Here is a 22,171-nt window from a genome sequence, read left to right as displayed (position 1 = left end):
CTTTGCCAAACGACGGAGTCACGATCTTGACCACAGACCTGCAAACCAGCACACACCTCTGGAACCCCGATCTGGCGCCCACCACGCCCGCCCAGCGTACCTGGCGCTGGTACCACTTCGCCGCGCTATGGGTCGGCATGGTCATGTGCATCCCGGCCTACACCTTATCAAGCAGCCTGATTGAATCCGGCATGTCCGGCTACCAGGCCATCTTCACCGTGTTCCTGGCCAACGCCATCGTGCTGGTGCCGATGCTGCTGATCGGCCACGCCGGCACCAAATACGGCATTCCGTACGCGGTGCTGGCGCGCGCCTCGTTCGGCACCAGCGGCGCGAAACTGCCGGCCCTGATGCGGGCGATCGTCGCCTGCGGCTGGTACGGCATCCAGACCTGGTTCGGCGGTAGCATGATCTACACGCTGCTGGGCGTGCTGATGGGCCAGCCGATCGGTGGCGAGGCCATTCGAGGTCTCGGCATCAACGCCGGTCAACTTGTCTGCTTTCTCGCGTTCTGGGCCATCCAGCTGTACTACATCGTGCACGGCATGGAGTCGATCCGCAGGCTGGAAACGTGGACCGCGCCTTTGAAAATCGTGATCTGCTTCCTGCTGCTGGCGTGGGTGCATAACCGGGCCGGCGGCTTCGGCAACCTGCTCGACCAGCCCTCGCAATTTGTCGCCGGTGGCAAAAAAGCCGGTCAGTTCTGGGCCACCTTCTGGCCATCGCTGACCGCCATGGTCGGCTTCTGGGCCACGCTGGCGCTGAACATCCCTGATTTCACGCGGTTCGCGAAAACCCAGAAAGACCAGATCATCGGCCAGACCATCGGCCTGCCGCTACCGATGGGTTTGCTGGCCGCGCTGGCCGTCATCGTCACCTCGGCCACCGTGGTCCTGTATGGCAAGGCGATCTGGGACCCGGTCGACCTGGCCAGCCGCATGCAGGGCGCGCTGGTGCTGGTGGCGCTGGTGATCCTGCTGATCGATACCGTCAGCGTGAACCTGGCCGCCAACCTGGTCGGTCCGGCCTACGATTTTTCTGCGCTGGCGCCGCGCACCATCAGCTACCGTACCGGCGGCTACCTCACGGCCGGCATCGCGCTGGTGATGATGCCGTGGAAAGTGCTGGAAACCACGCAGGGTTATATTTTTACCTGGCTGACCGGCTATTCGGCGCTGCTCGGCCCCATCGCCGGCATCCTGATCATCGACTACTATTTCATCCGCAAGACCGAGTTGCAGGTCGACCAGCTGTACGTCGACAACGGCGCCTATTCGTACGGGAGCGGGTGGAACATGGCCGCCGTCGTCGCCTTCATCGTCGGCGTGGCGCCGAACATTCCCGGCTTCCTGAACGCCGCCTTTCCTGCCTCGTTCGGGGACATCGGCGCCACCTTCAAGACCATTTATACCTATGCCTGGTTCGTCGGCGTACTCATCTCGGCGCTGGTGTACGGCGCCATGATGAAAGGGAAACCCCTGCCCGCGCTGCGTACCGCCCATCTGACAGGAGAACGACCATGACTACCCTTATCAAAGGCGGCACCGTGGTGAACGCCGACCGCGCCTTCCGCGCCGATGTGATGTGCTTTGGCGACAAGATCATTGCGGTCGGCGAGAACCTGGAAGCGCCGCCGCACGCCATCATCATCGATGCGACCGGCCAGTACGTGATGCCGGGCGGGATCGACACCCACACCCACATGCAGCTGCCGTTCATGGGCACCGTCACGTCCGACGATTTCTTTACCGGCACCGCGGCGGGGCTGGCCGGCGGCACCACCACCATCATGGATTTCGTGATTCCGGCACCGCAGCAGTCGCTGCTCGAGGCCTACCACACCTGGCGCGGCTGGGCCGCCAAATCGGCCGGCGACTACACCTTCCACGTGGCCGTCACGTGGTGGAGCGACCAGGTGCACGCGGACATGGGCACGCTGGTGCGCGACCACGGCGTGAACAGTTTCAAGCACTTCATGGCCTATAAAAACGCCATCATGGCCGATGATGAAACGCTGGTGCACAGTTTTAAACGGTCGCTCGAACTGGGCGCAATTCCCACCGTGCACGCGGAAAACGGCGAGCTGGTATTCCAGTTGCAGAAGGATTTGCTGGCGCGCGGGATCACCGGTGCGCAAGCGCACCCGATGTCGCGCCCGCCCGAAGTGGAGGCGGAAGCGGCGAATCGTGCGATTGCGATTGCCAACGTGCTGGGCACCCCGGTCTACATCGTTCACGTCTCGTGCGAAGAATCGCTCGATGCGATTGCGCGCGCGCGCGCCAAGGGCCAGCGCGTCTACGGCGAAGCGCTGGCCGGCCACCTCGTCATCGACGACAGCGTCTACACCAATCCCGATCCCGCCTATGCGCGTGCGCACGTGATGAGCCCACCGTTTCGCAGCAAGCACCACCAGGCGGCGCTGTGGCATGGCCTGCAGGCGGGTAACCTGCACACGACCGCCACCGACCACTGCACCTTCTGCGCCGACCAGAAAAGCATGGGAGAAAACGATTTCACGCGCATCCCGAACGGCTGCGGCGGCGTTGAAGAACGCATGGCGGTGATCTGGGATGCGGGCGTCAATACGGGTCTGCTGACGCCGTCCGAATTCGTCAAGGTTACCTCGACCAACGCTGCGCAAATTTTCAATATGTATCCGCGCAAGGGCCTGATCGCAGTGGGCGCGGACGCCGACATCGTGGTCTGGGACCCGGCAGGAACCAAGACCCTGTCCGCGGCGACGCAGCATTCGAAAGGCGGCTTCAATGTGTTCGAGGGCCGCACCGTGAAGGGTATCCCGAGCTACACGGTGGCCGCCGGCAAAGTCGTGTACGACAACGGCGACCTGCGCGCCGAGGCAGGGGCGGGCCGCCATATCGACCGGCCCGCCTTCACTTCCACTGGCCACAAGGAGGCAGCATGAACAAGGTACGCATCAAGGGCGAGCGCCTGTGGAACGCGCTGATGGAACTGGCGCAGATCGGCGCCACGCCGAAGGGCGGCGTCAAGCGTCTGGCCCTGACCGATCTGGATCGCCAGGGCCGTGACCTGGTGGTGCAATGGGGCAGGGATGCGGGTCTCGCGATTACCGTCGACCAGATCGGCAACGTCTTCATGCGCCGCGAAGGCAGCAACCCGGCGCTGGCACCGATCGTCACCGGCAGCCATATCGACACCCAGCCGACCGGCGGCAAATTCGACGGCAACTACGGCGTGCTGGCCGGCCTGGAAGTGGTGCGCACGCTCAACGACCACAACATCCAGACCGAGGCGCCCATCGAAGTCGCGTTCTGGACCAATGAAGAAGGTTCGCGCTTCGTGCCGGTGATGATGGGTTCGGGCGTATTCTGCGGCGCCTTCAGCCTGGAAACCGCGTATGCAGCGAAAGACACCGAGGGCTGCACCGTCAAGAGCGAGCTGGAACGGATCGGCTATCTGGGCTCGCAGGTGCCGGGCGAGCATCCCATCGGCGCCTACTTCGAAACCCACATCGAGCAGGGTCCCGTGCTGGAAGACGCGGACAAGGTCATCGGCGTGGTGCCGGCGGTAATGGGCTTGTCGTGGTACGACTGCGTGGTCACCGGCATGGAGGCGCATGCAGGGCCGACGCCGATGGGCCTGCGCAAGGATGCCTTGCAGGTGGCTACTGTCATCATGCAGGAAGTGGTGGCCATCGCGAACCGCTATCCGCCGTACGGGCGCGGCACCGTCGGCATGGTCAGCGTGTTCCCGAACAGCCGCAATGTGATTCCGGGCGAAGTCAAATTCTCCATCGACCTGCGCAATGTGAACGACGCACTGCTCAACACCATGCACGAGGAAATGCTGGCCTTCATCGACAAGACCAGCCAGGATTCGGGCCTGTCGATTGCGATCGACCGGGTGTCCTACTACCCGCCTTGCCCGTTCCACCCCGACTGCGTGGACGCAGTGCGCGCTGCAACTGCCGAACTTGGTTACTCGACGATGGACGTCGTCTCCGGCGCCGGCCACGATGCCATCTACGCGGCGCGCCTGGCGCCGTCCGGGATGATCTTCGTGCCATGCAAGGATGGCATCAGCCACAATGAAATCGAAGATGCACGCGCGGACCACCTCGAAGCCGGTTGCAATGTGCTGCTGCTGGCCATGCTGGAGCGCGCGAAAGTTGTTTCCGCCGTTAAATAGTTGTGTTTTGCTTGGCGTTTCTCCTACAAGAACAGGTAGTATTTTCTTATACGTGCACTGTTGGTAGCTTGTTAGCCTGTGAGTCACCTGTCCAGTCCCATGCGCCTCGTATGCATCGGCCTGGTCTCTCACATCCTTTCAGGAGCAAGAATGCGCGCATTGACTTACCACGGCAGCCACGACGTTCGCGTCGATAACGTCCCCGACCCGATCCTCCAGCAGGACGACGACATCATCCTGCGCGTGACGGCCACGGCCATCTGCGGTTCGGATTTGCACATGTACCGCGGTAAAATCCCGGCCATGAAAAGTGGCGACATCCTTGGCCACGAGTTCATGGGCGAAGTGGTCGAAACCGGCGCCGGCGTCACCAATCTTGCCAAGGGTGACCGCGTGGTGGTGCCCTTCGTAATCGCCTGTGGCACCTGCTTTTTTTGCGACATGCAGCTGTTTTCGTCGTGCGAAACCACCAATCCCGACCGCGGCACCATCATGAACAAGAAAAGCCTGCGCTCGGGCGCGGCGCTGTTCGGCTTTTCGCACATGTACGGCGGCGTGCCGGGCGGGCAGGCCGAGTACGTGCGGGTGCCGAAAGCGAACGTCGGCCCGATCAAGATTCCGACCAGGCTGGCCGACGAACAGGTGCTGTTCCTCAGCGATATTCTGCCGACCGGTTACCAGGCGGTTGTGAATACCGAGGTCAAGCGCGGTGGCTCGCTGGCCATCTTTGGCGCCGGTCCGGTCGGCCAGATGGCGGCCGCGTCGGCCCGCATGCTGGGCGTCGAGACCATTTTCATGGTCGACCACCACAAGTACCGCCTCGATTTTGCGCGCGAAACGTATGGCGTGATTCCGATTAATTTCGACGACGTCGATGCGGCTGAAGTGATCCTGGAAGCGACCGATGGGCGTGGCGTCGACGGTGTGGTCGATGCGGTGGGTTTTGAAGCCAAGGGCAGCGCACTGGAAACCGTGATGGCCAACCTGAAACTGGAAGGCTCGAGCGGCAAGGCCCTGCGCCAGTGTATCGCGGCGTGCCGTCGGGGCGGCATCATCAGCGTGCCGGGCGTGTATGCCGGGTTCATTCACGGCTTCCTGTTCGGCGACGTGTTCGAGAAGGGGATCGGCTTTAAAACCGGGCAGACGCACGTGCAGAAGTTCATGCCGGAGTTGTTGAAGGCGATCGAGGAAGGTCGTCTGCACCCGAATGCGATCATTTCGCACCGGATGAATTTGAGTCAGGCGGCGGAGGGGTACAAGATGTTTGACAAGAAGGAGGATGATTGCAGGAAGGTGGTGTTGACCCCGTAATCGTCTCGGCAGTGCGTGATCCGCGCCTTCGGTTGCGGGTTATGGGTCCCGGCCTTCGCCGGGATGACGGTCTTTCGGCTAGCGGCTTTAAAATCGTCATCCCGGCGCAGGCCGGGACCTATACCACCTTTGATCAGAAGCGAACTAGCGTAGCCCACGAAAAAAATCCAGCAACACCACCGCCGCAATATCCGCATCATCGGCCGTCATGGTTTCCAGCCGGTTATGGCTGATCCCCCCATTCCCACAGCGCGTAAACAACATGGCCACGTCGGTGATCGCCGACATCGCCATCGCATCATGTCCGGCCCCCGACAGCAGTTCATAACTCGGCAAGCCGGCACGTTCCACCGCATCGCCCAACTGCGCCATCAACCGCGGCGCACACGGCGCGGCCGACGCTTCCACGACCTTCTGCACCGCGGCCTCAACCTGACGCCGCGCGCAGATCGCGTCCAGCCCGGCCAGGATATCGGCCACCGCTTCGAGCCGCGCCACATCGTCAGCCGCCCGGATATCGAGCGACAGGTGGCACGCGCCGGGAATCACGTTCACCGACCCGTTCGGTACCTGCAACTGTCCGACCGTGCCGACCAGCGCGCCGCGCCCGCTGCAACGCGCTTCCACCAGCAGCACGATCTCGGCCGCAGCGGCGGCGGCGTCCTTGCGCATCGACATGGGCGTGGTGCCCGCGTGGCTGGCCAGTCCGGTCAGCGCCACCAGGAAGCGCGAACTGCCGGCAATGGCCGTCACCACGCCCAGCGGCAAGCCGCGTTCGAGCAGCACCGGCCCCTGCTCGATATGCACTTCGACAAAGCCGAGCAAGGTGGCTGGATCGCGCGCAATCGCGGCAATCGCGGCCACGTCATGGCCGGCGCCGGCCAGCGCGTCGCGCATCGCCACGCCATCGGCATCGACCTGGTCCAGCTGCGTCAAATCGAAGCGTCCGGTCAGCGCATTACTGCCCAGGAAGGTGCTGCGAAAACGCACGCCTTCTTCTTCCGCGAAGCCGACCACTTCCAGGTGGTATGGCAGGCGTTCGCCGCGGCCATGTAAAAACCGCACGATGGCCAGCGGCAACAGGATGCCGAGGCGGCCGTCGTATTTGCCGCCGTCGCGCACCGTGTCGTAGTGCGAGCCGGTGATCAGCGTTTTGGCGGCGGGATCCGCAGCGGCGTAGCGGCCCACGACATTGCCGACTGCGTCGATGTGGGCAACCATGCCGGCGTTCTCCATCCAGTCACGCAGCTGCTGCGCCGTGCGCACGTGCGCCGGCGTCATATAAGCGCAGGTGAGGTTGTCGGCGGCATCGCTCCAGCCGGCAATCGTCTCAGCCCAGTCCATGATGGCCGGGCCGAACGCGAGACGCACATTGAGTAAATCGTTGAGGCGGATTTCGGCGATGCGGTGCACCTGGCGCAGGGCTTCGGCCAGTTCATCGCCGCGCTGGTTTTTCAGGCGCCGCGCAAAGGTCTCGATGATGGCCTGACGGGTCAGGCCCGCACCGGTCGGCCCCTTCACCGCGAGGATGAAGGGGAAGCCGAATCTGGCGTTGTACGCGCTATTTAACGCATGCAGCTGCGCATATTCTTCTGCGCTGCACAGGTTCAGGCCCGACGCCGCCTGCTCGCAGGTGGACTCCGCGGTCAGTTCGCCGGCAATCGCCGCCTTGCCCGCCAGTTCAGGGTGGGCGCGCAGCAGCGCCAGTTGCTGGTCTTCGCCGCCCGCGTACACGGCCGCCTGCAAGGCCTGTTTCAAGGCCGCGATGCTGGTGAACGGGCGCAGCGCGGCGGCGGCGGCCGGAATCCACGGCGAATGCTCATACATACCGCGCAGGGTGGCAACGAAAATCAGCGGATCGCAGGCGTTCAGGTCGGACAGAGTGGTCATGGTCGAAGGAGGGAGTGAGGTGCGTTATTTTTGCACGAGTGCGCGCGCCGCCGCCGTCACATGGTCGCGCAGCCATTTGTGTTCGGGCGACTGGTGCACGCGCTCGTGCCACAACTGGTAGAAGCGCATCGGCGGAAATTTGATCGGCAGCGCGAACGTTTTCAACGGCAGCGTCTTTTCATAAAACCGCATGAACTGGCGCCCGGTGGTGAGCACCAGGTCGGTCTGCGTCAGCATATAAGGGATCAGGCCAAAATAGGGCGACTCCACCGCAATTTTTCGCTGCATGCCCTGGCGTTCGAGGAAGGCGTCGATCACGCCCTGGTAGCCGGGCAGGATCTGCGACGGCGCCACGTGCGGCAGGCTCAGATAGTCGTCGACTGTCATCGCATCGACCGCCGTGCGCTTCGCATACGGGCTGTCAGCGCGCATGGTGCAGACGATCGGGTCCTCGAACAGTTTCGAGATGTGCAGGTGGGCCGGTGGCTCGTCCCAGTTGGCGATGACCAGGTCGACGTCGCCATCGGAGAGCATGCGCAAATAGTCCATGCCCGCGCCCAGGCTGTGGATCACCACGCGGCTGTTGGGCGAGCCGCGGCGTAGCGCGGCGACAACATTCGGCAGAAACTGGCTGTCCAGGTAGTCAGGTGCGGCAATATGGAAGGTGCGCGTGGCTTCCTGCGGCACGAATTCGGTTTTTTTTGCGAACAGGCTCTCGGTTTCGTCGAGGATGCGCTTGGCTGGCAGCAGCAAACTCTCGCCATGCTGGGTCGGCACCATGCCGCGCGCGCCGCGCACCAGCAGCGGATCGCCGGTCAACTCGCGCAGCTTGCGCAGCGACGCCGATATCGACGGCTGCGGCTGGTTGAGTTTCATGGCCACGCGCGAGACGTTCTTTTCCACCAGCAGCAGATACAGGATGCGGATCAGGTGGATGTCGAGGTGCTGGGGCAGGGCGGCCATGTTTTTATGTTATGCGTTTTACAGTATGTTGAATATACTTGATTTTTCATGTTGTCGAAATTAAACCAGCTTATTCTGATCGATTCACCCCGCAAGGAATTCCCGCATGGATGTGCTCGGACACCTGGTCCCATATAGCCTCGAATGGCTCAATTTGCTGGTGCGCTGGCTGCATGTGATCACCGGCATCGCCTGGATCGGCGCTTCCTTCTATTTCGTCTGGCTGGACAACAATATCCGTCCGCCCGCGCCCGGCTCCGAGCTGGCGAAGAAGGGCGTGTCGGGCGAGCTGTGGGCGGTGCACGGCGGCGGCTTTTACAATCCGCAAAAGTATCTTGTCGCCCCGGCTGAACTGCCGAAGGAGCTGCACTGGTTCAAATGGGAGGCGTATTCGACCTGGCTGTCCGGCTTCGCGCTGCTGACCATCGTCTACTACTTCAATGCGCAGGCCATGATGGTCGACCGCAGCGTGGCCGACCTGTCCAGCCTGCAGGCAATCGGATTGGGTCTGGGCAGTCTGGTCGTTGGCTGGACCGTCTACGATTTGCTGTGCCGCTCGAAACTGGGCCAGCACGATCTGGCGTTCGGCGCCGTGATGTTCGCCTTCCTGGTCGGCAGCGCCTACGTGCTGAGCCACTTCCTGAGCGGCCGCGCGGCCTACATCCACGTCGGCGCCATGATCGGCACGATGATGGTGGCGAACGTGCTGATGCTGATCATTCCCGGCCAGCGCAAGATGGTCAATGCCATGCTGGCCGGCCAGAAGCCGGATCCGATCCACGGCCTGAAAGCCAAGCAGCGCAGCGTCCACAATAATTATTTTACGTTGCCGGTGCTGTTCATCATGATCAGCAACCACTACGCGATGACCTACCGCCACGAGCACGCCTGGGCGGTGCTGGCCGGGATCATGCTGGCCGGCGTCCTGATTCGCCACTTCTTCAACCTGAAACATCGCGGCCGCATCGCATTTCAGTATCCGGCGCTGGGGCTGGCGCTGCTGGTCGGCGTGGCCGTGGCGATTGCGCCGCCGGCGCCGGTGGCCGGTCCGGCGGTGGCCAACGCAAAGGCGCAGTTTGCGCAGGTCAAGGCCATCATCGACGCCCGCTGCGTGGCGTGCCACGCCGACCATCCGACCCAGGCCGGCTTCACTGCCGCGCCGCTCGGCATGGCACTGAGCACCGACGCGCAGATCGTGCAGCACGCCGCAAAGATCTATCAACAGGCGGTACAACTGAAGGCGATGCCGCTGGCGAACCTGACCGGGATGACGGACGCCGAGCGCGCGCAAATCGGCGCCTGGTACAACGCGGGAGCGAAGCAATGACACCCATTCAACAGCAACTGGCCGACTGGATCGACGTCCACTTTGACGAGGAAGTCGCCTTCCTGCAAGGCGTGGTGCGCATCCCGACCGATACGCCGCCCGGCAACAACGCACCGCACGCAGATGCCGTCGCCGACATGGTCACGGCGTTCGGCTGGAGCGCGGAAAAGCACGCCGTGCCAGCGCAGCAAGTGTTTGAGTACGGCATGCAGAGCATCACCAATCTGATCATCAGGCGACCGTATGGCGACGGCGGCCCGACCATTGCGCTGAACGCCCACGGCGACGTGGTGCCGCCCGGCGAAGGCTGGACCAGGCCGCCGTACGGCGCCGTCATCGAAGACGGTTTTATGTACGGCCGCGCCACGGCGGTCTCGAAGGGCGACTTCGCCACCTACATTTTCGCAGTGCGTGCGCTGGAAGCGCTGGGTGTGCCCTTGCACGGCGGCGTCGAGCTGCACTTCACGTACGACGAAGAATTCGGCGGATTGCTGGGGCCGGGCTGGCTGCTGGAGCAACAGCTGACCAAGCCGGATTTCGTGATTGCCGCCGGCTTCAGCTACAACATCGTCACCGCCCACAACGCCTGCCTGCAATTCGAAATCACCGTGCACGGCAAATCCGGCCACGGCGCGATGCCGGAGACGGGGCACGACGCACTGCAGGCGGCCACGCGCATCCTCAATGCCATTTACGGCCAGCTGCCGGATCTCAAAAAGATCAAGTCGCAGGTAGCGGGCATCGACTCGCCGACCATGCTGGTGGGCCGCATCGATGGCGGCACGAATACCAATGTGGTGCCCGGCAAGGTGGTGCTTAAAATGGACCGGCGCATGATTCCCGAGGAAGATCCGGTGGCGGTGGAAGCACAGGTGCGCCAGCTGATCGAGGCTGCGGTGGCGGGTGTCGACGGCATCCGCATCGAGATCAAACGCCTGCTGCTGTCGCATGCGCTGCGGCCATTGCCGGGCTCCGAACAACTGGTGGCCAGCCTTCAGGCGAATGGCCTGGGCATCCTCGGCGAAACGATTCCCGCCCAGGGCACGCCACTGTATGCCGACGCGCGCCTGTACGGCGAGCACGGGATCCCGGCGGTGCTGTACGGCGCCGGGCCGCGCACGGTGCCGGAGTCGAATGCAAAGAAGGGCGATGAAAAGCTGGCGCTGGAAGATTTGCGGCGTGCGACCAAAGTCGTAGCGCTGACGCTGTTCGATTTCCTTGGCGACGCTGCGCACCATTCCAATAGGTAACGCCGTGGTGATTGCGAAACAAAAATTCGCCTTGAATGGCTTTCTGTTTTGAAATATGGTATCAAGGCATGATTACCGTTGGTAGGTCCGACGGCGCCGCTCAGCAAACAAGGCGGCCTGGCACCTTTTCAATTCCATTATCGTGGTACACCACGGCGAGCAATGACATCCATCCATGTTTCACTCAAGGGGACCGCGGCGGCCGGTGCCGCAAGTAACGACACGGCAGCCGGCAGCCGCACCGAACTGGAAGCGCTGCAGAAAAAAATGACGGGTTTGATCAAGCAGCTCAAGGAGGCTTCGCACGACACCTCGCCCGGCGCAAAAGAGCGCCTCGAGCTGCTGGAACTGGCAATCCGGGCCTGTCAAATGCAGATCGAGCAATTGATGAACGCCGAGGCGCAAAAAGCGGCGAAGAAGGCTGCAGAAGCCGCTGAGTCCAAGGCGAGCAAGAATGACCAGCGCGTCACGGGAACAATGGGCGCGCAAATCGATACGCACGCCTGAGCGCTTCGCTACGTCCCACGGGCGCTGCGCGACTGCCCATGCAATAAGGGTGATTCAGGCCACAGCGCCGTTTCGCTTCGTGATAAATTGCCCACCAGCACGCCAATCCAGAGCGTGCCCCTTCTTCCACGAGAACGAGACCCATGACCCTGATTCGCCAGCGCACCCTGCGCGCCGCCATTGCCACGCTGTTTGTTCCCGTTATGCTCGCCACGGCGACCTTGCCTTTGCAGGCACTGGCGGCCCCCGCCACCAGCACGCAATCCGTCAAACCCAACGCCGCCTTCGACAAATGGGCTGACAAATTCGCCGCAGACTGGGTGCGCCTGAATCCTCAACTGGCCACGTCCACGCAATACTTCAGCGGCGCCGAACAGGCGGCACTGGACCGACAGCTGACGCCGATCACGCAGGCGCAGCGGAATAAAATGCGCGCCCTCGCCACGCATGGCCTGGCGCAGCTCGCCAAATACATGGCCGGCCCGCTGACCGAAACCCAGCGTACCTCGGCGGCCGTGATGCGCTGGTCGCTGGAGAACGTCGTCGCCAATGCGCCGTTCGAGGACCATAACTTCGTGTTCTCGCAATTCAGCGGCGTGCACGTCGGGCTGGTCAATTTCATGAACACGACCCACCCGCTGCGCAATGCGGCAGACGTCGACAGCTACCTGGCGCGCCTCGACCAGGTCGCGCCGCGCATCGACGAAGCGCTGGTGCGCGCCCGCGCTGCCGCGGCCAAAAACCTGATCCCGCCGCGCTTCATCCTCGAACGCGCGCAGGACCAGGTGAACAGCTTCCTGAAACAAGTACCGGCCAAAAATCCGCTGATCACATCGTTCGAACAGCGCAGCAGCATGATTGCCGATTTGACGCCTGCCGCGCGCGCCGCTGCGCTTGCACGCGCCAGCGCCATCGTCGACACGCGCATCCTGCCGGCCTACCAACGGGTGCAGGCGTTCATGGCCGAGATCTACCCGAAAACGGGCGACGTCGCTGGTATCGCGCGCCTGCCCGATGGCGCCGCAGCCTATGCGCGCGCGGTCGCCAATTTCACCAGCACGACCTTGACGCCGGAGCAGATCCACGCCATTGGCCTGCGCGAAGTGGCGCGCATCGAAACCGAGATGGACCGCCTCCTGCGCACGCTCGGTTACGCCGACGGCAGCGTCGAAGCGCGCATGAAGCAGCTCGACGCCACCTTCCAGCCGAAAGGCGAGGGCGACCCGCGCCCGGCGATCCTGGCCAGCTACACTGCCATGGTAAAAGACGCCGAAGCGCGCAGTGCCGCGCTGTTCAACATCAAGCCGCGCGCACCGGTGGCGGTGCTGCGCGAGCCGCCCCTGACCGAAGCGGCCGCCGCCGCCCATTATTCCTTGCCGGCGCCGGACGGCAGCCGTCCCGGCATCTTCTGGGTGCCGCTGCGCGGGCCGACCTTCGACACCATCCGCATGCGCAGCCTGGCCTATCACGAAGCTGTCCCGGGCCACCATTTTCAGCTGGCGATCCAGCAGGAGTTGACCGGTTTGCCGAAGTTTCGCAGCCAGCGCATTTTCAGCGGCGGCAGCGCCCATGCCGAAGGCTGGGGCCTGTATGCCGAGCGGCTGGCGGTAGAACAGGGCTGGTACAAGGACGATGTGCCGGGTTTGCTCGGTGCGCTCGGCTCGGAGTTGTTCCGCGCGCGCCGGCTGGTGGTCGACACCGGCCTGCATGCAAAAGGCTGGACGCGCCAGCAGGCCATCGACTACGGCATCGGCGCCCAGGAAGTGGAGCGTTACATCGCGTGGCCCGGACAGGCGAATGCCTACATGATCGGCATGCTGCGCATTATCGAACTGCGTGACAAGGCCAAGGCAGCGCTGGGACCGAAATTCTCGCTGCCGGCGTTTCATGACCTGGTGCTGGAATCGGGGTCGGTACCCCTCGATGTGCTCGGCGATATCGTCGACAGCTGGATTGCGCGCCAGACCAAGGCATAAATAAATTTTCCGCAAACTAAAAACCGCTGTCGCGTACAGCGGTTTTTTGCCTTTGCGAGGCAAATACGTCACAAGCCGGTCATTCCACCTGTTTTTAGGTGCGATCCGCTAAAATTTCCGACTGGAAATAAAAAACCCCTCTACACTTTGCGTTTCACTCACGCAAACATCATCGCTGCCGATCTACGCCAGCGACGCTCACTGCAATCAATAGAAATCCCCTACATGAACCAACGTTTGTTGCGCCTGTTCACCGTGGTGGCGCTGATTTTTCCGGTGGGCGCCGCCACCGCTGCGCCGGATCAGGGTGTGCCGCGCTTCGATATCGACCGTTTCGACGTGCAGGGCAATACCTTGCTGGACGAGGCCCTGGTACGCGCCACCGTGGCGCCGTTCAGCGGCCGCCAGCGCGATTTCGGCGCCATCCAGCAGGCCCTCGAAGCGCTCGAAACCGCCTACCATGCGCGTGGCTACACCATGGTGCAGGTGGCCTTGCCGGAGCAGGAGCTGGACCACGGCGTGGTGCGCCTGAACGTGTTGCCGATGCTGCTCGGCCAGGTCAGCGTGCGCGGTAACGTCCATGTCGACACTGCCAATGTGCGGCGCGCCCTGCCGCAACTGCGCGAAGGGCAGGCGCTGAACACACCCAGGCTGGCACAAAACCTGAAGCTGGCCAATGAAAACCCGACGCGCCGCCTCGAAGTCAAGCTGGCCGCCGACGCCGACGACGCCAGCCGCGTCAACGCGACGGTCGATGTGGCCGATGAGCGCGCATGGAAAGCCATGCTGAACCTGGACAACACCGGCAGCGCGGAAGCCGGCAAGACCCATGCTGGCGTGGTGTTGCAGCACGCCAACGTGTGGGGCCTCGACCATGTGCTGAGCCTGCAATACACCAGCACGCTGGAAAAACCCGACCGCGTCGGCATTTACGGCGTCGGCTACCATGTGCCGCTGTATGCGCTGGGCGATTCGATGGATTTTTTCGCCAATTATTCGAACGTCGATTCGGGCACGATTTCGGCCGGCATTTTCGACCTGGCCGTCAGCGGCCGCGGCGCCACGGCCGGCGCGCGCTACAACCAGAACTTTGCCAGGCGCGAGAATGTCGAGTCCAGCCTGGTGTATGGCATCGACCATAAATCCTACCGCAACAGTGTGCAATTGTTCGGTACCGAACTGGGCGCCGACGTGACCGTCCATCCACTCAGCGTGGCCTACATCGGAAGCTGGACCCTGGCGCGCGGCGAAGCGGGCGTGGCCGTGACCTTGCTGCGCAATCTTGCCGGCGGCCGGCATGGCGGGCAAGACGACTTCACGCTGGCGCGAGCCGGCGCCACGGCCAGTTACACGATGCTGCGCCTGGGCGCCAACTGGAGCCGCGTCTTGCCCGGCGACTGGCAATTGCGCACCATCGCGAATGGCCAGTACAGCCCGGATGCGCTGGTGCCGGGCGAGCAGTTCGGCGCCGGCGGCGCGGCGTCGGTGCGTGGCTTCAAGGAGCGGCAAGTGTCGGACGACTCCGGCCTGAGCGCCAATCTCGAACTGTACACGCCGAACGGGTGCGCCCGCTTCACCGGCTGGCAATGCCGCGCACTGGCCTTTTATGACGTGGCCGGGGTGCGCCGCAATCATGCGCTGCCCGGCGAACAGCAACGCAGCGCGATCGCTGCCGTCGGTCTCGGCGTGCGCATTTTTCTGCACCGCAACGCCAACCTGCAACTCGACTACGGTCATGTCGTCAATCCCGGCCAGACCGGTGAACGCGACGGCAACCGCCTGCATTTCAGAATCGGCCTGTCGTACTAGGCCATGAAGAAAACGATCATGAACAAGCTCCTCCGCACGACCGCCGCGTCCCATTCAAACCAGCGCGTGCGACACGCGCCGCCATTGCGCCGCACGGCCCTCGCGCTGCTCATTTCTGCCTGCTTCGGCGGCGCGCACGCCAATCCGCTGCTGCCGCAAGTGGTCAACGGCCAGGCCACTTTCACCCAGCAGGGCAATGTGTTTTCGGTGACCAACACGCCGAATACCATCATCAACTGGCAAAGTTTTTCGATCGCGTCGGGCGAGCTGACGCGCTTCATCCAGCAAAACGGCAATAGCGCCGTGCTCAACCGCATCACCGGCCAGGACCCCAGCAAGATCCTGGGCGCGCTCGAATCGAACGGCAAGGTGTTCTTGATCAACCCGAACGGCATTCTGTTCGGCGCCGGCTCGCGCGTCGATGTCGGCGGCTTGGTGGCGTCCAGCCTCGGCATGACGAACCAGGATTTCCTGGCCGGCAAGCGCAGCTTCACGGCCGATGGCACGCCCGGCAGCGTCATCAACCGCGGCGCGATCAACGCCGCCGGCGGCCCGGTGCTGCTGATTGCGCCGCAAGTGGAAAACAGCGGCATCATCACGGCGCCGAATGGCGACGTGATGCTGGCCGCCGGCCATAGCGTGAACCTGGCCGACCCGGCCAATCCGGACCTGCAAGTGGTGCTGTCGGCACCCGCCGACCAGGCCATCAACGTCGGCCAGGTCATCGCGCAGGGCGGGCGCATCGGCATGTATGGCGCCTTGCTGAACCAGCGCGGCGTGCTCAACGCGGACAGCGCCGTGCGTGGCGAGAATGGCAAAATCGTATTGAAAGCGAGCGCCAGGGCGCTGCTGGAAGACGGCAGCATCACCAGCGCCACCGGCGCCGGCAGCGGCGGCAACATCACCGTGCTGGGCGACCAGGTGGGCGTGCTCGGCAACGCCAGGGTGGACGCCAGCGGCAAGCTGGGCGGCGGCACGGTGTTGCTGGGCGGCGATTACCAGGGCAAGAACCCGGCCGTGCCAAACGCGCGCCAGGTCGCCGTCGGCAAGGACGCCAGCATTGCCGCCGACGCCATCGACAGCGGCAATGGCGGCAAGATCATCGCCTGGGGCAATGAGACGGCGCGCGTGGCGGGCAGCCTGTCGGCGCGCGGCGGTGCGCTGGCGGGTGACGGTGGCCTGGTCGAAACCTCGGGCCACTACCTCGCCGTCGATGGCATCCGCGTCGACACCCGTGCCCGCTCAACGCGCGGCAAGCCCGGCAACTGGCTGCTCGACCCGTACGACATCCAGGTGGTGCAAGGCGCCGGCGGCGGTTTGTCGGCGGTCGATGCCTTCGACAGCGGACCGGCTACCGGCACCACGACCATCGGCGCCGACCTGATTTCGAATGCCCAAACCGACGTCACCTTGCAGGCGCTGCACCGCATCGACTTCGATGCCGCGATCAGCATTGTCTCCGGCGGCGTGGGCTTGAGCGCGACGGCGGGCGAGCAGATCAATGTCAACGCGCCGATCATGACCAGCGGCGGCGCCGTGCTGCTGTCGGCCAATGACAACAGTGGCGGCAGCGCCGCCGGCGCCGGTGGCGTCTTGCATCTGAACGCCGCCATCGATACCGGCAACAATGACCTGAGCCTGTCTGGCGCCAGTGTGTCTGGCGCCGGCGCCCTGTATGTCGGCGCCGGCAGTGTGCGCATCGTTGCGAATGCCGCGGGCGGCGCCATCAGCCTGACGGGCGCGCCTGACCAGGTGACGGGCAGCGGCTTCGGCCAGAATATTACATTGGTGGCCGATCAGATGAACCTGGCCGGCGGCTTCAATTTTGGCGGCGCCGACGGCGCCGCCACGGTGACGCTGCGGCCCTGGACCAATTCCCGTGACATCCACCTTGGCAGCAACAGCGACAGCAGCGTAATGGGACTGAGCGCGCAAGACCTGGCCGGCTTGTCCGTCGCTAACGTGACGGTCGGCTATGGCGAAGGCAGCGGTACCATCAGCGTGGCGGCGCCGCTCAGCCTGGCGACTGGCGCGGGCGGCGCCATTCGCATGCTGGACCTGCGTACCGGCAGCGGCGGCGCCATCAATATCGACCATGCCCTGACGCTGGACGGCGGCTTGAGCTTGTCTAGCGGCAACATCGGCGCGACCGGCGCGGTCAAGCTCGGCGGCGAGTTCGTGCTGGCCGGCGATTGGCGCCAGAACAGTGCGAACCTGCCGGCGTTTTCCGCCGCGCAGATCAAGGTGGAACGTGGCACGTTTTTGCGCGTCGCCGGCGGCGACGGCAGCACCGCGGCGCCGTACCGCATCGCCGACGTGTACGGCTTGCAAGGCATCAATGGACTCGACCTGGGCGCCAGTTTCATCATGGCCAATAACATCGATGGCGGCGTCACCGCCAACTGGAACGAGGGCCAAGGCTTCACGCCGCTGGCCGGCGGCGCCGGGGCCGGTTTTTCCGGCGTGTTCGACGGCGCCGGTTATGCGATCCGCGACCTGAAAATCGGCAGCAACGGCTACGCTACCGGTTTGTTCAGCGTCGTCGATGGCGGCACGCTGCGCAACCTGACGCTCAGCGGCGGATCGGTCAGCGGCAACAGCAACGTCGGCGCGCTGGCCGGTGCGGTATTTGGCGGCACGATCAGCAATGTCAGCAGCAGCATGGCGGTCAGCGGTGTCGGCAATACCGGCGGGCTGGTCGGCTCGAACGCCGGGGCGATCAGCAACGCCAGCGCCAGCGGCACTGTCGACTGGCGCCTGTCCGACGGCGGCGCGGCGACCGGCGGCCTGGTTGGCAAAAACCAGGCCACCGGCACGGTCACCGCTTCCTACGCCAGCGGCGCGGTGAGCAGCGGGTTTGAATTCGTCGGCGGCCTGGTCGGTGACAACGCGGGCGCGGTGACGCAGTCGTACGCGACCGGCGCCACCCGGGGCGCGCGCTCTGTGGGCGGCCTGGTTGGGCGCAATGCGGGCAGCATCGACGATGCCTACGCCAGCGGCGCGGTGTCGCTGTCGAGCAATGCCGACGCGCTCCTGACGCGGGAAAACCTGGGCGGCTTCGTCGGCGAAAGCCCGGGCACCGTCCGCCATGCCTACAGCAGCGGCCATGTCAATCCGGCCGGCTTCAATGCAAGCACCGTCGGCGCCGTGGCCGGCAGCGCGGCCGGCAGTTTTGCTTTTGGCTTTTTCAATTATGAGACCGCTGGCATCGAGATTGACCACAGCGGCTCGAGCGGCCGCAGCACGGCGCAGATGATGCAGGCGTCCAGCTTCAATGACTACGATTTCAGCAGCACCTGGCGCATCTACGAGGGGCATACCACGCCGCTGCTGAAAGCCACCCTGAAACCGTTGACAGTCGCTATCAGCAACGCCCCGTCGAGCGTCGAATACGCTGGTGCGCAAGTGGCGTTCAGCGGCACGCTGGCCTACACGGGCCTGGCGAATGGCGACACGGCGGCGGACGGCAGCGTCGGCTATGGCGCGGCGCGCAACGTCGGCACCTACGCCGCAGGCGGCCTGTGGTCGACCAAATACGATATCAGCTACAGCGGCGCGACGGCCTTGACAATCAGGGCGCGCGAACTCGGCGTGAGCGTCGGTGGCAGCAAGATTTACGATGGCGGCACCGGCTTTGGCGCAGCGACGCTGGCGCTGACCAACGTGGTCGCCGGCGACGAATTGCTCGTTGGCGTCAGCGGCAGCGCCGCCTTCGCCGACCGCAACGCCGGCGCCGGCAAGACCGTCAACCTGACCGGCCTGGCGCTGGCCGGCGATGGGGCGTCCAACTACAGCCTGGCCAGCAGCGCCACCGGGAGCGCCACCATTGCCCCGCGCGCGCTCAGTCTGGGTGGCGTCAGCGGCGTGAACCGCGTGTATGACGGCAGCCTGGCTGCGACCATCTCCGCGCAGCTCGACGGCGTCCTCGGCGGCGACCAGGTCAGCCTCACCGGCGCGGCCGCCAGCTTCGCCGACAAGAATATCGGCAGTGCCAAGCCGGTCACGTACAGCGTGCAGACGAGCAACCTGGCTGGCGCGGACGCCGCCAACTACAGCTTGACGTCCGCCAGCGGCAGCACCACGGCCGACATCACGGTGCGGTCGCTGAACCTGAGCCTTGGCGCCAACAGCAAGACTTACGACGGCGGCATATCGGCCACCACGTCCATCACCGACAGCCGCGTCGGCGGCGACGTGCTGACGGTTGGCGGCACGGCCACGTTCAGCGACAGGAACGCCGGCGTTGGCAAGACGGTGACGCTGAACGGCGTCACGCTGAGCGGCGCCGACGCGGCCAATTACGTGCTGTCCCCGGGCGCTGTCAGCGGCACCGCAAATATCGATCAGCGCAGATTGACGGGCACCTTCGCCGGCGTCGATAAAGTGTACGACGGCGGCAGCGGCGCCAGCGTCATCATTGGCGACAACCGTGTCGACGGCGACGTCCTGAGCCTGGCGGCGACTGCTGCTTTCGCTGACAAGAACGCTGGCGTGGGCAAGACCGTTTCGGTCAGCGGCGTGACCTTGTCGGGTGCGGATGCGGGCAACTACACGCTGGCATCAAACACGGGGTCGACGACGGCCTCCATCACCGCGCGTGGGTTGACTGCCAGTTTCAGCGGCGTCAACAAAACCTACGACGGCACGCGCAGCGCCATTGTTACCAGCAACGACAACCGCATCGATGGCGATGTGTTGACGGTTGCGGCGACGGCAGCCTTCGGCGACAAGAACGCAGCCAGCGGCAAAGCTGTCTCGGTCAGCGACGCCCACCTGTCCGGCGCCGATGCGGGCAACTACACGCTGACGTCGACCAGCGGTTCAACGACGGCTGCCATCACGGCCCGTGACCTGAATGCCAGCTTCGCCGGCGTCAACAAAACCTACGACGGCACCACGGCGGCCAGTGTCACCAGCAGCGATAACCGCATCGATGGCGATGTGTTGAACGTTGCGGTGACGGCGGCCTTCGGGGACAAGAACGCGGCGAGCGGCAAGGCGGTGTCGGTCAGCGGCGCCCACCTGTCAGGGGCCGATGCGGGCAACTACACGCTGACGTCGACCAGTGGTTCAACGACCGCCGCTATCACGGCCCGTGAACTGAGCGCCAGCTTCGCCGGCGTCAACAAAACCTACGACGGCGCCACGGCGGCCAGCGTCACCAGCAGCGACAACCGCATCGACGGCGATGTGTTGAACGTTGCGGCGACCGCCGTATTTGGGGACAAGAACGTCGCCAGCGGCAAGGCGGTCTCGGTCAGCGGCGCCCATCTTTCGGGCGCCGATGCGGGCAACTATACGCTCACGTCGACCAGCGGTTCAACGACGGCTGCCATCACGGCACGTGAACTGAGCGCCAGCTTCGCCGGCGTCAACAAAACCTACGACGGTACCACGGCGGCCAGTGTTACCAGCAGCGACAACCGCATCGACGGCGATGTGTTGAACGTCGCGGCGACCGCCGTATTTGGGGACAAGAACGTCGCCAGCGGCAAGGAGGTCTCGGTCAGCGGCGCCCACCTGTCAGGGGCCGATGCGGGCAATTACACGCTCACGTCGACCAGCGGTTCAACAACGGCTACCATCACGGCACGTGACCTGAATGCCAGCTTCGCCGGCGTCAACAAAACCTACGACGGCACGACGGCGGCCAGCGTCACCAGCAGCGACAACCGCATCGACGGCGATGTGTTGAACGTTACGGCGACGGCGGCCTTCGGCAATAAGAACGCCGCCGGCGGCAAAGCGGTTTCGGTCAGCGACGCGCACCTGTCGGGTACCGATGCGGGCAATTACACGCTGACGTCGACCAGCGGTTCAACGACCGCCGCCATCACGGCCCGTGAGCTGAGCGCCAGCTTCGCCGGCGTCAACAAAACCTACGACGGCACGACGGCGGCCGGTGTCACCAGCAGCGACAACCGCATCGACGGCGATGTGTTGAACGTCGCGGCCAATGCTGTTTTTGGCGACAAGAACGCGGCCAGCGGCAAAGTTGTATCGGTCAGCGGCGCGCGCCTGTCGGGTGCCGATGCGGGCAATTACACGCTCACATCGACCAGCGGTTCAACGACCGCCGCCATCACGGCCCGTGCACTGAATGCCAGCTTCGCCGGCGTCAACAAAACCTACGACGGCACGCGCAGCGCCAGTGTCACCAGCAGCGACAACCGCATCAATGGCGATGTGCTGAACGTTACGGCGACGGCGACCTTCGGCGATAAGAACGCGGCCAGCGGCAAGGCTGTCTCGATCAGCGATGCGCGCCTGTCGGGTGCCGACGCGGGCAATTACACGCTCACGTCGACCAGCGGTTTAACGACCGCCGCCATCACGACCCGTGACCTGAATGCCAGCTTCGCCGGCGTCAACAAAACCTACGACGGCACTCGCCGCGCCAGTGTCACCAGCAGCGACAACCGCATCAATGGCGATGTGCTGAACGTTACGGCGACGGCGACCTTCGGCGACAAGAACGCGGCCAGCGGCAAGGCGGTCTCGATCAGCGATGCGCGCCTGTCGGGCGCCGATGCGGGCAATTACACGCTGACGTCGACCATCGGTTCAACGACGGCTGCCATCACGGCCCGTGACCTGAATGCCAGCTTCGCCGGTGTCAACAAAACCTACGACGGCACGACGGCGGCCAGTGTCACCAGCAGCGACAACCGCATCGACGGCGATGTGTTGAATGTTGCGGCGACGGCGGCCTTCGGCGACAAGAACGCCGCCAGTGGCAAGGCTGTTTCGGTCAGCGGCGTGACCTTGTCGGGTGCGGATGCAGGCAACTACACGCTGGCGTCGAGCACGACTTCGACGACCGCCGCCATCACGGCCCGTGACCTGAATGCCAGCTTTGCCGGCGTCAACAAAACTTACGACGGCACGCGCAGCGCCAGTGTCACCAGCAGCGACAACCGCATCGACGGCGATGTGTTGAATGTTGCGGCGACGGCGGCCTTCGGCGACAA

General features: G+C 64.3%; 12 protein-coding genes. 10 read left to right on the top strand and 2 right to left on the bottom strand.

What is annotated here, in order from left to right:
- Positions 1-26 precede the first annotated feature (26 nt).
- From V6M87_RS03450 to V6M87_RS03435, 4 genes are all read left to right on the top strand, one after another.
- Positions 27-1,523 (top strand): NCS1 family nucleobase:cation symporter-1, encoded by a 1,497-nt coding sequence (locus V6M87_RS03450; protein WP_332848341.1) that lies wholly within the window; start codon positions 27-29, stop codon positions 1,521-1,523.
- On the top strand, positions 1,520-2,923 hold the full coding sequence (gene hydA / locus V6M87_RS03445; RefSeq protein WP_332848340.1) for a dihydropyrimidinase: 1,404 nt from the start codon (positions 1,520-1,522) through the stop codon (positions 2,921-2,923). The genes V6M87_RS03450 and hydA overlap by 4 nt, the downstream gene beginning before the upstream one ends.
- Positions 2,920-4,167 carry a Zn-dependent hydrolase gene (locus V6M87_RS03440; protein WP_332848339.1) on the top strand — a complete coding sequence of 416 codons (1,248 nt, stop codon included), beginning with the start codon at positions 2,920-2,922 and terminating at the stop codon, positions 4,165-4,167. The genes hydA and V6M87_RS03440 overlap by 4 nt, the downstream gene beginning before the upstream one ends.
- A gap of 150 nt (positions 4,168-4,317) precedes the next feature.
- Entirely contained in the window at positions 4,318-5,478 is a 1,161-nt protein-coding gene (locus V6M87_RS03435) for a zinc-dependent alcohol dehydrogenase (RefSeq protein WP_332848338.1), read from the top strand.
- Between the two features lie 144 nt (positions 5,479-5,622).
- Here the strand turns inward: V6M87_RS03435 and V6M87_RS03430 are convergent, their stop codons facing one another.
- Positions 5,623-7,368 carry an allantoate amidohydrolase gene (locus V6M87_RS03430; protein ID WP_332848337.1) on the bottom strand — a complete coding sequence of 582 codons (1,746 nt, stop codon included), beginning with the start codon at positions 7,366-7,368 and terminating at the stop codon, positions 5,623-5,625.
- 24 nt (positions 7,369-7,392) lie between these two features.
- Positions 7,393-8,331: a LysR substrate-binding domain-containing protein gene (locus V6M87_RS03425; RefSeq protein ID WP_332848336.1), complete on the bottom strand. Its 939-nt coding sequence runs from the start codon at positions 8,329-8,331 to the stop codon at positions 7,393-7,395.
- A 106-nt stretch (positions 8,332-8,437) separates the two neighbouring features.
- Between V6M87_RS03425 and V6M87_RS03420 the strand changes: the two genes are divergently transcribed.
- The 6 genes from V6M87_RS03420 to V6M87_RS03395 form a co-directional block, all read left to right on the top strand.
- Positions 8,438-9,658, top strand: coding sequence for a urate hydroxylase PuuD (locus V6M87_RS03420; RefSeq protein ID WP_332848335.1), 1,221 nt, complete (start codon positions 8,438-8,440; stop codon positions 9,656-9,658).
- Positions 9,655-10,908: a M20/M25/M40 family metallo-hydrolase gene (locus V6M87_RS03415; protein WP_332848334.1), complete on the top strand. Its 1,254-nt coding sequence runs from the start codon at positions 9,655-9,657 to the stop codon at positions 10,906-10,908. The genes V6M87_RS03420 and V6M87_RS03415 overlap by 4 nt, the downstream gene beginning before the upstream one ends.
- A gap of 78 nt (positions 10,909-10,986) precedes the next feature.
- Entirely contained in the window at positions 10,987-11,415 is a 429-nt protein-coding gene (locus V6M87_RS03410; RefSeq protein WP_332848333.1) for a FlxA-like family protein, read from the top strand.
- 143 nt (positions 11,416-11,558) lie between these two features.
- Entirely contained in the window at positions 11,559-13,391 is a 1,833-nt protein-coding gene (locus V6M87_RS03405; RefSeq protein ID WP_332848332.1) for a DUF885 domain-containing protein, read from the top strand.
- A 225-nt stretch (positions 13,392-13,616) separates the two neighbouring features.
- Positions 13,617-15,200: a ShlB/FhaC/HecB family hemolysin secretion/activation protein gene (locus V6M87_RS03400; RefSeq protein ID WP_332848331.1), complete on the top strand. Its 1,584-nt coding sequence runs from the start codon at positions 13,617-13,619 to the stop codon at positions 15,198-15,200.
- 18 nt (positions 15,201-15,218) lie between these two features.
- Positions 15,219-22,171, top strand: a 6,953-nt coding sequence (locus V6M87_RS03395) for a YDG domain-containing protein (RefSeq protein WP_332848330.1), incomplete at its 3' end; no start/stop codon positions are given.

This window comes from Massilia sp. S19_KUP03_FR1, assembly GCF_036688685.1.
In the GTDB taxonomy this organism is placed as follows: domain Bacteria; phylum Pseudomonadota; class Gammaproteobacteria; order Burkholderiales; family Burkholderiaceae_D; genus JALYUM01.
This window is presented reverse-complemented; position numbering and strand designations above follow the sequence as displayed.